General features: G+C 64.2%; 14 protein-coding genes. 7 read left to right on the top strand and 7 right to left on the bottom strand.

Translation table 11 applies throughout. The features are described 5' to 3' along the window. Positions 1 to 65: 65 nt before the first annotated feature. Positions 66 to 2,141: a methyl-accepting chemotaxis protein gene (locus tag LMTR21_RS36965; protein ID WP_065756444.1), complete on the top strand. Its 2,076-nt coding sequence runs from the start codon at positions 66 to 68 to the stop codon at positions 2,139 to 2,141. Between the two features lie 3 nt (positions 2,142 to 2,144). Here LMTR21_RS36965 and LMTR21_RS36960 read toward each other — a convergent pair whose 3' ends face one another. From LMTR21_RS36960 to LMTR21_RS36940, 5 genes are all read right to left on the bottom strand, one after another. Further along, on the bottom strand, positions 2,145 to 2,465 hold the full coding sequence (locus LMTR21_RS36960; protein ID WP_065756443.1) for a cupredoxin domain-containing protein: 321 nt from the start codon (positions 2,463 to 2,465) through the stop codon (positions 2,145 to 2,147). A gap of 10 nt (positions 2,466 to 2,475) precedes the next feature. Beyond that, a complete protein-coding gene (locus tag LMTR21_RS36955; RefSeq protein ID WP_065756442.1) occupies positions 2,476 to 2,997 on the bottom strand; it encodes a DUF4142 domain-containing protein in 522 nt (173 codons plus the stop codon). 84 nt (positions 2,998 to 3,081) lie between these two features. After that, the gene (locus LMTR21_RS36950; RefSeq protein WP_065756459.1) at positions 3,082 to 3,768 is read right to left on the bottom strand and encodes an RNA polymerase sigma factor; all 687 of its coding nucleotides are present in this window, start codon (positions 3,766 to 3,768) and stop codon (positions 3,082 to 3,084) included. A gap of 505 nt (positions 3,769 to 4,273) precedes the next feature. Beyond that, positions 4,274 to 5,434 (bottom strand): IS110 family RNA-guided transposase, encoded by a 1,161-nt coding sequence (locus LMTR21_RS36945; protein ID WP_148636043.1) that lies wholly within the window; start codon positions 5,432 to 5,434, stop codon positions 4,274 to 4,276. An 84-nt stretch (positions 5,435 to 5,518) separates the two neighbouring features. Continuing rightward, positions 5,519 to 5,881, bottom strand: a complete 363-nt coding sequence (locus LMTR21_RS36940; protein ID WP_065755467.1) for a nuclear transport factor 2 family protein — start codon at positions 5,879 to 5,881, stop codon at positions 5,519 to 5,521. A gap of 148 nt (positions 5,882 to 6,029) precedes the next feature. Between LMTR21_RS36940 and LMTR21_RS36935 the strand changes: the two genes are divergently transcribed. Together LMTR21_RS36935 and LMTR21_RS36930 are read left to right on the top strand one after the other, a co-directional pair. Further along, entirely contained in the window at positions 6,030 to 6,449 is a 420-nt protein-coding gene (locus tag LMTR21_RS36935; RefSeq protein WP_065755460.1) for a hypothetical protein, read from the top strand. A 108-nt stretch (positions 6,450 to 6,557) separates the two neighbouring features. Continuing rightward, positions 6,558 to 7,700, top strand: a complete 1,143-nt coding sequence (locus tag LMTR21_RS36930; protein ID WP_246174973.1) for an alpha/beta fold hydrolase — start codon at positions 6,558 to 6,560, stop codon at positions 7,698 to 7,700. A 73-nt stretch (positions 7,701 to 7,773) separates the two neighbouring features. Here LMTR21_RS36930 and LMTR21_RS36925 read toward each other — a convergent pair whose 3' ends face one another. Both LMTR21_RS36925 and LMTR21_RS36920 read right to left on the bottom strand, forming a co-directional pair. Beyond that, the gene (locus LMTR21_RS36925; RefSeq protein ID WP_065755459.1) at positions 7,774 to 8,124 is read right to left on the bottom strand and encodes a RidA family protein; all 351 of its coding nucleotides are present in this window, start codon (positions 8,122 to 8,124) and stop codon (positions 7,774 to 7,776) included. Between the two features lie 81 nt (positions 8,125 to 8,205). Further along, on the bottom strand, positions 8,206 to 9,864 hold the full coding sequence (locus LMTR21_RS36920) for an FAD-binding dehydrogenase (RefSeq protein ID WP_065755458.1): 1,659 nt from the start codon (positions 9,862 to 9,864) through the stop codon (positions 8,206 to 8,208). A gap of 289 nt (positions 9,865 to 10,153) precedes the next feature. Between LMTR21_RS36920 and LMTR21_RS36915 the strand changes: the two genes are divergently transcribed. The 4 genes from LMTR21_RS36915 to LMTR21_RS36900 all read left to right on the top strand — a co-directional run bounded on the left by LMTR21_RS36915 (position 10,154) and on the right by LMTR21_RS36900 (position 12,655). Continuing rightward, a complete protein-coding gene (locus LMTR21_RS36915; protein ID WP_065755457.1) occupies positions 10,154 to 10,624 on the top strand; it encodes a hypothetical protein in 471 nt (156 codons plus the stop codon). Positions 10,625 to 10,840: 216 nt separating this feature from the next. Beyond that, positions 10,841 to 11,032 carry a hypothetical protein gene (locus LMTR21_RS36910; RefSeq protein ID WP_065755456.1) on the top strand — a complete coding sequence of 64 codons (192 nt, stop codon included), beginning with the start codon at positions 10,841 to 10,843 and terminating at the stop codon, positions 11,030 to 11,032. Between the two features lie 22 nt (positions 11,033 to 11,054). After that, positions 11,055 to 11,645, top strand: coding sequence for an SCO family protein (locus LMTR21_RS36905; protein ID WP_065755455.1), 591 nt, complete (start codon positions 11,055 to 11,057; stop codon positions 11,643 to 11,645). A 167-nt stretch (positions 11,646 to 11,812) separates the two neighbouring features. Then, positions 11,813 to 12,655 carry a transporter substrate-binding domain-containing protein gene (locus LMTR21_RS36900; RefSeq protein WP_246175976.1) on the top strand — a complete coding sequence of 281 codons (843 nt, stop codon included), beginning with the start codon at positions 11,813 to 11,815 and terminating at the stop codon, positions 12,653 to 12,655. Positions 12,656 to 12,670: the final 15 nt, after the last annotated feature.

Raw genomic sequence — 12,670 nt, 5'->3', positions numbered from 1 at the left:
CATTAAGGCTGCCTTAGCCGGGTTCCGCCTACGTTGACCGCTCCTTCACTCAGCGGAAACACAACATGCGGATCGGTCGGCTCTTTGCACTATCGATGCTTTCGGTGACGATCCTGGCGGTCGTTCTTGGCGCCGGCGTTCTCGTTCCGCAGTATCGTACCTTTGCCAGCAAGAGCGAGGCGATCAAGACTGTAGAGGCCTATGGTGCGGTGCTGGCGGTTGGCCAGCAGGTCGCCGGCTTCCGGGCGCCTTATGTCGGCCCGCTGTTCCAGGAAACCGCCGCGACGCCGGCGCAGATGGAGACGGCTGCGAAAGCAGTGCAGGCCGCGGATGCCGCGTTTGCCAAAGCGAAAACGGTGGTCGGCACGCTCAACGATGGCGCTGCGATCGTTCAGGGCCTGAACCAGGCGGCCGCCAAGCTCGCCGAGGTTCGCGCAGCAAGCGATCGCGCGCTGGCCTTGCCGATGAGCGGGCGCGATCCGGCGGCAATCAAGGGCTTTCTGCCGGGCATTGCCGCCGTTGTCGGGATTCTTGAACCGCTGCTGAACCGGCTGGAAAACCAGGTGGCGACGGCGGATGCATCGCTGACGGCGCTGCTCAATGTCGCCCGCACCGCGCAGGATCTGCGGATCTCGGCCGGCGGCCGCGCCGCCACCATGTCGCTTGCAATCAGCACGCGCCGGCCGCTGACGGCGGCTGAAATTTCCATCACCGACCGTGCCCAGGGCCGCGTCGATCTCGATCGCGAGCGGATCGAGGCCGGCGTCGATCAGATCGGCAGTCCGCCGCGGCTGACGAAGGCGATGAACGATGCCGTCGAAGGTTATTTCGGCAAGGCCGCGCCATGGCTCGAAAAGGAAATGGCGACCGGGCGCGCCGAGGGCAAATACGCGATCAACGCCGAGCAACTCGCCGGCGCGATCGTTCCAGCGGTGCAGGCCTTTTTCGCGGTGCGCGATGCGGCGCTAACGGAAGCCGCCGAACGCGCAGGCGCCGCGCGCGACGCTGCCTTGACGATGCTGGCGCTGGCGGGCGTTGCCGTCGTGGCGCTGCTCGCCGTGCTTGCCGGCGTCACCGTGATGCTGCGGCGGCGCGTGATTATGCCGCTGGCGAACCTGACCGGCGTGGTCGGCGATCTCGCCGCCGGCCGGCATGATGTCGCGATCCCGGCCATCGCGCGTGCCGACGAAATCGGCGCCATGGCCGGCTCGCTGCAGGTGTTCAAGGACGCGCTCATCGCCAAGAAGGCCGCCGACGAAGCGGCTGCCGTGGAAGCCGATGCAAAGATCCAGCGTGGCCAGCGCGTCGACCGGATCACCAGCGATTTCGAGGCGATGATCGGCGAGATCGTCGAGGTCGTGGCGTCGGCCTCGACTGAACTGGAAGCCTCCGCCGGTACGCTGACGGCAACCGCCGAGCGTTCCGAAGAACTGACCACCATGGTTGCTGCGGCGTCGGAGGAGGCCTCCACCAATGTGCAGTCGGTCGCTTCCGCTACCGAAGAGATGGCATCGTCCGTCAACGAGATCAGCCGGCAGGTCCAGGGCTCGGCGCGCATCGCCAACGAGGCGGTGGAGCAGGCACAGAAGACCAATGACCGCGTCGCCGAACTCGCCAAGGCCGCCGCCCGCATCGGCGATGTAGTGGAGCTGATCAACACCATTGCCGGCCAGACCAACCTGCTGGCGCTGAACGCCACCATCGAGGCGGCGCGCGCGGGCGAGGCCGGGCGCGGTTTTGCGGTGGTCGCCTCCGAAGTGAAGGCGCTGGCCGAACAGACGGCAAAGGCGACCGGCGAGATCAGCCAGCAGATTTCGGGCATCCAGGCCGCGACCCAGGAATCGGTCGGCGCCATCAAGGAGATCAGCGATATCATCGGACGGATGTCGGAAATTGCGTCCACCATCGCCGCCGCTGTCGAAGAGCAGGGCGCGGCGACGCAGGAAATTTCTCGCAACGTGCAGCAGGCCGCGCATGGCACGCAGCAGGTTTCCGCCAACATCACCGACGTGCAGCGCGGCGCCAGCGAGACCGGCTCCGCCTCCGCGCAGGTGCTCACCGCCGCCAAATCGCTGTCGGGCGAAAGCGACCGGCTGAAGCGCGAGGTCGGAAAATTTCTTTCCTCGGTGCGCGCGGCCTGAGCGTTACGGCGCAATCGTCAGCACCGCCTTCATGTTCGGATGATACCGGCAGTAGTACTCCACGCTGCCGGCCTTCGTCAGAACCGATGTCACCGTCTTCTTCGGCGGCGTGGCCACATCGAAATCGCCGTTGCGCGCGGTCGCGGTGTGCGCGAACACGTCCTTGTTGATCCACTCGATGGTGTCGCCGACCTTGGCCGAGACCTCGGCCGGCGCGAACACCAGATCGTCGATCGTGATCTGTATCGTCGCCGCATGCGCCGGGACGACCGTCGCGCCAAGGAGCAGGGCGGCGAAGAAAGGCAGACAGCGTCCCGAACGCATGGCTGACACGTTACTTCAGCTTGGCGGCGATTTGTTCGGCGTGCTGCTGGTGGCCCTGAAAGATCTTCAGGCCGGTCTGCAGCAGGCTCTTCAGCTCGGCATTGCTGGCTGACGGAATCAACTGCGTCTCCAGTGCGCCGTTGACGGCCTTGTGGTAGGCAACCTCGTTGGCGACGTAGGCCTTGTCGTATTCGGCACCTTTCAGTTTATCGAGCTCGGCCAGCTTCTCAGTCGCCTGCTTCGACAGCGCCTTGCTGGTGTCGTTGTCCTCCGGTGTCAGCTTCAGCTTCTTGACGAGGTCGAGCGCCTGCTTGTTCACGGCCTCATGGTCGCGCACCATATCTTGTGCGAACGCCTTGACGTCCTTGTTGCTGGCTTTCGTGATCGCCTGCTTGGCGGCGTTGATGTCGAGGACGCCGGCGGTGTAGGCGATATGCGCGATCTGCGGGTCGGTGGGCTTTGCGCCTTGCGCCAGCGCGGCGCCGGTCAGCAGGCCTAGTGCGGCGATTGCCGCGCTCAATCGAATGAACATGGTTTGACACTCCTGTGGCGCGGCGAGCCGCGCGTTGTTGCACAGGAGTTGGATGACGGAAGCGTGCGGACGTTCCCGAAATTTTCAGGCCAAACCGAGCCGCTTCAGTACGGCGTCCGTCAGGCGCTCGCAGCGCCGGCCGGCAAAGGGAAACGCTTCCATCACCACGGGCCCGATCTTCCGCTCCACATTGTCGCGCAGCAGGGTGCGGGCACGGTGCAGACGGGTCTTCACCGTCTCCGGTTTCAGTCCAAGAATTTCAGCAGTCTCCTCCACATTCATCCCCTCGATGACGCGGGTGATGAAGACGAGGCGGAACGCTTCCGGCAATTCATCGATGGCATGCTCGACGACATGCTGGATTTCACGCTGGGCCATGGATTTTTCCGGATCGTCGGGGGCGGCGAGGGGAAATTGAATGATCTGGGCTTCGAGCGTGCCCTGCGGCAATGAATCCATTTCGACGGCGGGCCGCTGGCGGCGCAGCCGGCCGAGCGCCTCGTTCATGGTGATCCGCGACAGCCAGGTCGACAGGCTGGAATCGCCGCGAAAGCTTTCCAGATGCGTGAAGGCGCGGACGTAAGCCTCCTGCACGACGTCTTCGGCCTCGCCGTCGTTGCGCAAGATACCGCGGGCGAGTCGGTAGAGCCGGCGGTTGTTCGCCTGCATGATCGCGCGCACCGCCGCCTCGTCGCGGGCCAGCGCCCGCCGCACCAGCTCGGTGTCGCCGGTGTCGAGGGGCGCGATCTTCGGTATCTGGACCTGACGCATGATGATCACCAATAACAGGCTATTGGGGTTGGATGCGGGGAGGACCAAAAGGTTCCTGGAATATTTCGGTCCGTAGGGTGGGCAGAGGCGCGTTTGCGCCGTGCCCACCATCTCTCCCATTTGCGGCGTCAATGGTGGGCACGCTTCGCTTTGCCCACCCTCATATGAGGCGTTTTGAGTCAAGCATCCCGGCGGGGCTTGGATGTGATTTTTACGTTCGGTGGAGCGGCGGCGCGCGGAGCCATGCGTAGCGCAGCGTGCCGCCGCGGTCGGTGCGCTCTGGGACTGGCTTCCGGCGATTTATGCAGTTGCTCACTGCATCACCTCATATCCGGTCGGACCGCTGTGATCCGCACCCACATTCCGCATGCATGCGGCGAGGAAGCCACGAGGATGAGACCCATCTACGAAACAGCCTGTTTGCTGGCCCAAGGGTGGCACGGTCACCATCCATCCCGCGCTGACCGCGGCAGATGCCGCGACGCTGACGCGTTCGTTGAAGTGGTTAGATCTTTACGGCCTTGAGCACCGCGCCTTCCGGCACGAGACCGGTCGTGAGGTAGCGCCACAGCGCCACCATCAGCTTGCGCGCCAGGGCGACGATGGCGACGCGCTTGATGCGCTTGCCGGCATCGAGCGTGCGCTTGCGGTACTCCAGGGTCAGCTTGCTGTCCGGCTGATGCCGCAGCCACAGCCAGGCCAGTTCGATCGCGGCACAGCGGGCGCGCGGATTGCCCGCCTTGCTGATGCCCTGGTCGCGGTCGATGCCGCCGCTCCGCCATGGACTGGGCGTCAGTCCGAAATAACTCCCGACCTCGCGGCGATTGCGGAAGTCCTTGTAGAACACCTCGCTGGTCAGCGTCGTCGCGAACGCCGGGCCGAGACATTTGAGCCGGCGCAGCAGTTCGCTGCGCCGGGTCATCTCGGCTTCCGCAGGCATTGGCTCCGCTGCGGCCGCCTCCTGCGCGAGCGCATCGAGCCGATCGCGCACCAGCATCAGCCGCGCGTGCTCGTGTCGGATCTCGCTCAGCATCCGCGGCGGCACCGCCTGGCCTTGCCAATCCCGCTGCGTTGCCAGCCAGCTCAGCCAGTCGCGCCGCCGCGGGTTCCCGACCGCCATGCCCCGCAGCCGCAGCAGTGCCTTGATCCGGTTGGTGTGAGCGGTTTGCTCCTTGATCAGCCGGTCGCGTTCGCGGCTGCCGCGGCGCGCGTCCTCCTGTTCGGCGGCAGGCACCCGGACGATCCGCACCACCCGCGGCTCGCCGCGCAGATACGCCATCAGCGTGCGCAGCATCCGCTCGCCATCGATCCGGTCGGTCTTCACCCGCCGCGCCCGCTGGTCCACCGCAATGCTGGCGGGATCAAACACGTAGTTCGTGATGCCGGCCGCCAGCAGCAGCCGGTGCAGCCAGAACCCGTCGTAGCCCGCCTCGTAGCAGCTCGCCACCGCCGGAACGCCTCCCAGCGCTCGAGCCGCCCGCTCCCGAACCCGACCCACCAACGCCAACAGCTCGGCATGATCGCCACCCTCCAGCTTGTGGTGCGATATCTTGTCCTTGTCCGGGCTGTGCAGCGCGACCCGCCAGCTCCGCTGGCTCAGTTCGATTGCAACGAAAATTGTGCCAATATGCCCGGCGGTGGGCGCGGCTACGGTGGATGCTTGCATCTGACTCTCCGAGGGGTTCGAGTGTGGAAACCCAAACCTTATCGGAAAGGCCACGCTCACCGCCTCATGGAATCTACGCATCCCTCAAGCCGCCGGCACCTGATCGAGGAACCCGGTGATGCTGCGGATGCGGCCGTCGCTGAGGACGGCGAAGTCGGTTCCCTTGATCGGGCTGTCGCCGCCATCGGGACCGAGCCCCCAGGAGAAGCGGACGTGGTCGCCGAAACCATTGGGCTCGCCGATCAGCCTGAACCTGAAATCCGGAAACCGCTGCTGCACGCCCGATATCAGCGCGTCCACGCCGTCATGGCCGTCGCCCGACATCAAGGGGTCGACATATTGGGCGTCGCTGGTCCAGTTCGCGGCCAGCATTTCGCGACGGCGGCCGGGCGTCCGCTCGTTCCACAGGTCGATGTAGTTGCGGGCGATCGTGTTGACGTCGGTCATGATGTTCTCCTTCATTGGTGCCGAGCGGATCGGTAAACCATAGAAAACCGGTGCGGGACGATCGATTACCTCGGAGGTCATGGATCGGACCCGGAGGTTTGTGATTTTGAATTCGCGGTGTGACGCAAGGCGGGAAGCGAGCGCGTATATGTCGGTAATTATTGCAGGAACGAAGATTTCCGGTCTTGGGCTCGCCACCACCACCGTCGCCAAGCAATACGAGCATCTCGTCAGGGAATTTCCTGATATCAGGGACGTGCACAGGTGGGGCACCCTGAATCTCCAGCTCGAATATCCGCTGCGCATCCTCAATCCCGATCATACGACCCTGCCGATCGAATGGGATCCGGGGTTCAAGGAGCAGTTCAGCCTGACGCGAATAGATATCGAGCTGTGCGATCGAGCCGCGAAGCCGCAACCGGCATGGATCTATGTCGCGCATCGCTCGCCTCATCGCGCCAACACGCTCTTTATCGAACTCCTTACGGCGACGCTTCAGGTCAAGAATGGAGACCGGTTGCTCGTTCGTCTTCCGAGCTACAGATATTCATCCTGCATATTGTTGTGAGGCGAAACCGCTTCTCGCCTGGTCGATTGGGCTGGGTTCCGCGCCGGATCTGGCGTAGGATCATGACCTCAACCTCGTCGGTTCCTGATCAAAGGCCAAAGCCCAGCCGTGACGGAAAAGACAACGCCGCAGCCGCATGTGGGCGCCGACTGGGCGCAGCAGGTATGGCTGTGGCCGCTGCAAGCCACCAAGCTGGCGCTCGACAGCTACGCACAATGGTTCGCCGATCCAAAGCCCGCGCCTCCCAATGTGCCCGAGCAGGCACCGCTCGCCTGGACCACGCCAAACACGGTGGCGCTGCAACTCCCATCGATGCGGCTGCGGCAATTCTTGCAAGGGAAAGCGGAGCAACAGCCGGTCCTCGTCTGCGCGCCCTATGCGCTGCATGGTGCTGAGATCGCGGACTTCGCGCCGGGCCATAGCCTGGTCGGAGCGCTGCACAAGGGCGGCATCAACCGCGTCTATGTCTCCGACTGGCGCTCGGCCACGCCGGAGATGCGCCACCTGTCGATCGACAGCTATCTTGCCGAACTCAATGTGGCGATCGACGAGATCGGCGCGCCGGTCAACCTTGTCGGCCTGTGTCAGGGCGGATGGCTGTCGCTGGTCTATGCCGCCCGTTTTCCCGACAAGGTACGGCGGCTGGTGCTCGCCGGCGCCCCGGTCGATGTTTCTACGCCGTCGGAGCTTTCGAAGATGGTGGCCGCGCTTCCGCAGCCGGCGTTCGAGCAGATGGTGCAGCAGGGCGACGGCGTCGTCAGCGGCGAGCACATGCTGCAGTTCTGGAATATTCCGTTCAGCCAGCACGACGTGGAAGCCGCGCTACAACAGGATCTCGGTGACGGATCGGACGAAGCGCGGATGCTGCTGGATCGTTTCGCGCGCTGGGATGGCGCGGCACTGGATCTGCCGGGGACGTATTATCTCGAGGTGACGGAGCGGGTGTTTCGCCAGAACCAGATCGCGCGCGGGCGCTTCGTTGCGCTCGGCCGCAGGATCGACCTCGCCGAGGTGCGCCTGCCGGTCTTCCTGCTGGCGGGAGAGAGCGACATCGTCGTTCCGCGCAATCAGGCGTTTGCCACCGCACGGCTGCTCGGCACGCAACCGGCATGGCTGGAACGCGCCTGCGAGCCGTGCGGCCACCTCGGCCTGTTCATGGGAAGCAAGGCGTTGAGCCATTCCTGGCGCCGGATCGCCCGCTGGCTTCAGGCCGACATCGGCGATGTCGCAGGAGCAAAGATCAGCGCGTGAGGCGCAAAATGAAAATGCTCCGGATCGCATCTGCAATCCGGGGCATTTGAAATAATCGTGGAGCGATGAGGCCTTACTTCGCCGCGATCACCATGATCTCCACATTGTACTGCGGCGCCGCCAGCTTGGCTTCGACGGTGGCGCGCGCCGGCGTGTTGCCGGCCGAGACCCAGCCGTCCCACACCGCGTTCATTTCACCGAACGTCTTCATGTCGGTGATGTAGATCGTGGCTGACAACAGCTTCGACTTGTCGGTGCCGGCCTTGGCAAGGTGGCCGTCGATGATCGACAGAATGTCCTGCGTCTGCTCGGTCACGCTCTTGCCGGCCGCCGTGCCGGCGACGACGCCGGCGAGATAGACGGTGTTGCCGTGGACGACGACCTGGCTCATGCGAGGTCCGGTTTCGAAGCGCTGGATGGTCATTTTGTTCTCCTGATAGGGGCGGCGGTTTCTTAGCGTGCTGAGGCCTCAAGGGCTACTGCGTTATTTGCATCGATACGTCGCCTAACCAGCAGCCTTGGCCGCCGCGCGTCCGGCATTCCTGCCCGAGAACAGGCAGCCGCCGAGGAAGGTGCCCTCCAGCGAGCGGTAGCCGTGCACGCCGCCGCCGCCGAAGCCGGCGGCTTCGCCCGCGGCATATAGTCCGGGGATGATCTGGCGGTCCGTGCCGAACACGCGCGAGTCGAGATCGGTCTCGAAGCCACCCAGCGTCTTGCGCGTCAGGATGTTCAGCTTCACCGCGATCAGCGGGCCGTGCTCGGGGTCGAGAATTTTGTGCGGCTTTGCGGTGCGGATCAATTTGTCGCCGATGTAGCGGCGTGCATTGTGCAGGTTCATCACCTGCGCATCCTTGACGTAAGGATTGGTGATTTCGCGGTCGCGCGCCTCGATCTGCGCCTTGATCTGATCGTGCTTGAGCAGGTCGTTGCCGGCGAGCGCGTTCATCGCGCTGACGAGGTCGGCGAGATTGTCGCGCACGATGAAGTCGGCGCCGTTCTGCTTGAACGCTTCGACCGGCGCCGGCGCGCCCTTGTTGGTGGCGCGCTTGATGGTCATGCGCCAGCTTTTCCCCGTGAGGTCGGGATTCTGTTCGGAGCCGGAGAGCGCGAACTCCTTCTTGATGATGCTCTGGGTCAGGATGAACCAGGAATAATCATGGCCGGTCGACATGATGTATTGCAACTGGCCGAGCGTGTCGGAGCCGGGGAAGAGCGGCGCGGGCAGGCGCTTGCCCGTGGCGTCGAACCACATCGAGGACGGGCCGGGCAGGATGCGGATGCCGTGGCGCGGCCAGATCGGGTTCCAGTTTCGGATGCCTTCAACGTAATGCCACATCCGGTCGCGATTGATCAGGCGGGCTCCGGCGGCCTCGGTAATCCCGATCATTCGTCCGTCGACATGTTCGGGGACCCCGGAGATCATGAATTTCGGCGGCTCGCCCAGGCGCTTCGGCCAGTTCTGCCGGACCAGTTCGTGATTGCCGCCGATGCCACCGGAGGCAACGACCACCGCCTGTGCGCGCAGCGTGAAATCACCGATCACTTTTCTCGACGAACTCTTGCCGCGTTCGACGCTGTCGGGTTCGAGCACCGAGCCGCTCACACCCTCGACCACGCCGTTCGTCATCATGAGTGTGTCGACGCGGTGGCGAAACTTGAACGTTAACCGGCCTTTTTGTTGCGCTTCGCGCGCACGGCGTTCGAACGGCTCGACGATGCCCGGACCGGTGCCCCAGGTGACGTGAAAGCGCGGCACCGAATTGCCGTGGCCCATCGCGTCATAGCCGCCGCGTTCGGCCCAGCCGACTACCGGAAAAATACGGTGACCCATCGCGCGCAGCCAAGCGCGCTTGTCGCCGGCGGCAAAGGCGACATAGGCTTCCGCCCATCGCTTCGGCCAGTGATCGTCGTCGCGGTCGAAGCCCGCGGTGCCCATCCAGTCTTGCAGTGCGAGATCATAGGAGTCCTTGATGCCGAGCCGTCGCTGTTCGGGACTATCGACCAGAAACAATCCGCCGAACGACCAAAAGGCTTGTCCGCCAAGGCTTTGTTCGCCTTCCTGGTCGACGACGATGACGCGCTTGCCGGCGTCTGCGATCTCGGTTGCCGCGACCAGACCCGCCAGTCCGGCGCCAACCACGATTACGTCTGTGACCTCAGTCATCGTTTCCTCCCCCGTGCCATTTATGATTCAAGCCCGCGTCGTCGCGTGTGGTCAACGGCAAACGCCTTCTTGCCTGTGACCGCGTCGTCACCCTCGCGCGAGTCGTTTGTTCCAGTTTGGGACCTTTTCGCGCGGAGGGTGCAGCGGCCCGGCAACACTTAATTTGAATTTGTTTTGAGAGACCTTCGTTGCCTAGACAAAATCACGATCTCCAACGACGCTGCATCATGTCTTGCATCACTAAGACGATCAGATTCGGTTTCGACATTTCTTCGACTGGGGCTGGGATATGAAGCTGGTGACGGGGTTGCTTGCCGCGGTGCTGCTGCTGGCGGGAGTTGGGGCGAGCCAGGCGGTGGTGCGGATCGCGGACGACCGCGGCGGCCGGATCGGTACCTATGTCGACAAGTACCAGGGTCTGCGTACCTCGGGCGAAACCGTCATCATCGATGGCCTGTGCGCCTCGGCCTGCACTATCGTGCTCGGCGCGGTTCCCCATGACCGGATCTGCGTCACCTCGCACGCCAATCTCGGCTTCCACGCCGCTTGGGATTTCGGGCCCCAAGGCCGCGCCGTCACCAACGCCGAAGCAACCCAGATGCTGTATTCGATGTATCCGGTACCGGTCCGGAAGTGGATTGCAGCGCGCGGCGGCCTGACCCAGCGCATGATCTTCCTGCGCGGCAAGCAACTGCAGGCGATGTACAAGCCCTGCTATCTCGACGCCCAGGCCTCCAGCAACAAGCCGGCGACGCGCTAAACGGCACGCGTTAGTCCGTCCCATTCAACGACTCTCGCCGTCATGGCCGGGCTTGTCCCGGCCATCCACGTCTTCGTTGCCGCATGACTGCCAAGACGTGGATGCCCGGGACAAGCCCGGGCATGACGAACTGAGGAGCGGCTCCCTCCGCATGACGTGATTTCCCCTGCGGCCATTCCGCTTGCCTGCCCGGGGAACTGGCCCTATCTCAAGTCAATGGTTCAGCCGATTTCCACCCAGCAGGGCATGATGGCGGCCCGGCCGCAGGGGCGGGTGGCATCCATGATCGTCTGGAGCGCTGCCGGCCTCGGCACGCTGGCCGTGCTCAGCGCGGTTGCATTGTGGTTCCATTACGGCACCGCGGTGTTTTTCGAAATGATCGCCGCCGGCATCTCGGCCTGCTTCTGACCGGGCAACAAGGAATTCCCCCATGGACCGGACCATCCGCCCGCTGGTGATCATCGCTGCCTTCGCGGCCAGCCTCGCGCTTGGTCTCATGATCATGCTGTGGGCGCTCGGCGGCCTGCGCACCGTCACGGCGCCGGCGGCGATCGGTGGGCCGTTTCAACTGACCGACCAGACCGGCCAGACCGTCACCGAGCAGAATTTGAAGGGCAAGCCGACGCTGATCTTCTTCGGCTTCACCCATTGCCCGGATGTCTGCCCGACCTCGCTGTTCGAGATTTCGGAAGTGCTGAAGGCGATGGGCAAGGACGCCGACAAGGTGAACGCCTGGTTCGTCTCCGTCGATCCCGAGCGCGACACGGCCGCCGCCATGAAGGACTATCTCTCCAGCTTCGATCCGCACCTGAAGGGACTGACCGGCGCGCCCGAGGCGGTGGCCAAGGTGATCTCGTCCTACCGGGTCTATGCAAGGAAAGTCCCGCTCAAGGATGGCGATTACACCATGGACCACACCGCGCTGATCTATCTGATGGACCGCGACGGCAAATTCGTAGCGCCCTTCAATCTGAAACGGACGCCGGAGGAGGCCGCCAAGGACCTGAAGCGCTATCTCTGAGCGGCATGCCTGGCCGAAAGGGCCAAAACGGCCCTCGCATCGACGGCCGGATGGTCTATAAGGCCGGAAATTCCGCGAAGCCATTGCCGAAGATGCTAAATCTTACTGTCCTGTTAACCAATGCAAGTCTGCATCGAACCGTCAGCGCCTGGCTGGTCGGGCTGTCGATGGCGGCTGCGCTGACGGCTGTCGGCGGCGGCGCGGCTCAGGCCCAAACCCAGCCCCGTCCGGCGGTAGAGGCGGCCCCGCAGGCGGTGCCCGGTTTCTGGGACCCGCGGCGGCGCCCGGACCGGCCGGACATGTCGCGCCTGACCGTGATCCGCTTCCTGACCGAGACCGATTACCCGCCGTTCAACTTCACCGGCCCGGACGGCAATCCTGCCGGCTTCAATGTCGATCTCGCCCGCGCGCTCTGCGACGAGATCAAGATCAGCTGCACCATCCAGATGCGGCGGTTCGAAACGCTGGTCGATGCCATCACCAGCAACCGTGGCGACGCCATTATCGCCTCGATGGCGGTGACGCCGGCCCTGCGCGCCCGGCTCGATTTCACCGATCCTTACTACCGCGCGCCGGCGCGCTTCGTGTCGCGGCGCGACGCCGTGATGCCGGAGATCCGCCCGGAATACCTCGAAGGCAAGAAGGTCGGCGTCATCGGCGGCACCTCGCACGAGGCCTATCTGAAGGCGATGTTCACCGATGCCGAGATCAAATCCTACCCCAACGACGATGCGCTGCGGCTGGCGCTTCGGCGCAGCGAGGTCGACTTCATCTTCGGCGACGCGATCTCGCTGGCGTTCTGGATCAACGGCACCGACTCGGCCGAATGCTGCGCGTTCTCGGGCGGGCCCTTTGTCGAGAGCCGCTATTTCGGCGAGGGTATCGGCATCGCCGTCCGCAAGGGCAACGATCTCCTACGGACGTCGCTGAACTGGGCGCTGTTCCGGATCTGGGAAAAAGGCCGCTTCACCGACCTGTGGCTGCGGTACTTTTCGATCAGTCCGTTCTGACGTAGCTGCGTAGGG

This window comes from Bradyrhizobium paxllaeri (assembly GCF_001693515.2).
GTDB classification, from domain to species: domain Bacteria; phylum Pseudomonadota; class Alphaproteobacteria; order Rhizobiales; family Xanthobacteraceae; genus Bradyrhizobium; species Bradyrhizobium paxllaeri.
Note: the sequence above shows the minus strand (reverse complement) of the source record. Positions and strands in the feature narration are given on the sequence as shown.

Excerpts from the sequence above, each read along its gene's own strand:
- LMTR21_RS36965 (WP_065756444.1), top strand. The coding sequence starts at position 66 with ATGCGGATCGGTCGGCTCTTTGCACTATCGATGCTTTCGGTGACGATC.
- LMTR21_RS36960 (WP_065756443.1), bottom strand. The coding sequence starts at position 2,465 with ATGCGTTCGGGACGCTGTCTGCCTTTCTTCGCCGCCCTGCTCCTTGGC.
- LMTR21_RS36955 (WP_065756442.1), bottom strand. The coding sequence starts at position 2,997 with ATGTTCATTCGATTGAGCGCGGCAATCGCCGCACTAGGCCTGCTGACC.
- LMTR21_RS36950 (WP_065756459.1), bottom strand. The coding sequence starts at position 3,768 with ATGCGTCAGGTCCAGATACCGAAGATCGCGCCCCTCGACACCGGCGAC.
- LMTR21_RS36945 (WP_148636043.1), bottom strand. The coding sequence starts at position 5,434 with ATGCAAGCATCCACCGTAGCCGCGCCCACCGCCGGGCATATTGGCACA.
- LMTR21_RS36940 (WP_065755467.1), bottom strand. The coding sequence starts at position 5,881 with ATGACCGACGTCAACACGATCGCCCGCAACTACATCGACCTGTGGAAC.
- LMTR21_RS36935 (WP_065755460.1), top strand. The coding sequence starts at position 6,030 with ATGTCGGTAATTATTGCAGGAACGAAGATTTCCGGTCTTGGGCTCGCC.
- LMTR21_RS36925 (WP_065755459.1), bottom strand. The coding sequence starts at position 8,124 with ATGACCATCCAGCGCTTCGAAACCGGACCTCGCATGAGCCAGGTCGTC.
- LMTR21_RS36920 (WP_065755458.1), bottom strand. The coding sequence starts at position 9,864 with ATGACTGAGGTCACAGACGTAATCGTGGTTGGCGCCGGACTGGCGGGT.
- LMTR21_RS36915 (WP_065755457.1), top strand. The coding sequence starts at position 10,154 with ATGAAGCTGGTGACGGGGTTGCTTGCCGCGGTGCTGCTGCTGGCGGGA.
- LMTR21_RS36910 (WP_065755456.1), top strand. The coding sequence starts at position 10,841 with ATGGTTCAGCCGATTTCCACCCAGCAGGGCATGATGGCGGCCCGGCCG.
- LMTR21_RS36905 (WP_065755455.1), top strand. The coding sequence starts at position 11,055 with ATGGACCGGACCATCCGCCCGCTGGTGATCATCGCTGCCTTCGCGGCC.
- LMTR21_RS36900 (WP_246175976.1), top strand. The coding sequence starts at position 11,813 with ATGGCGGCTGCGCTGACGGCTGTCGGCGGCGGCGCGGCTCAGGCCCAA.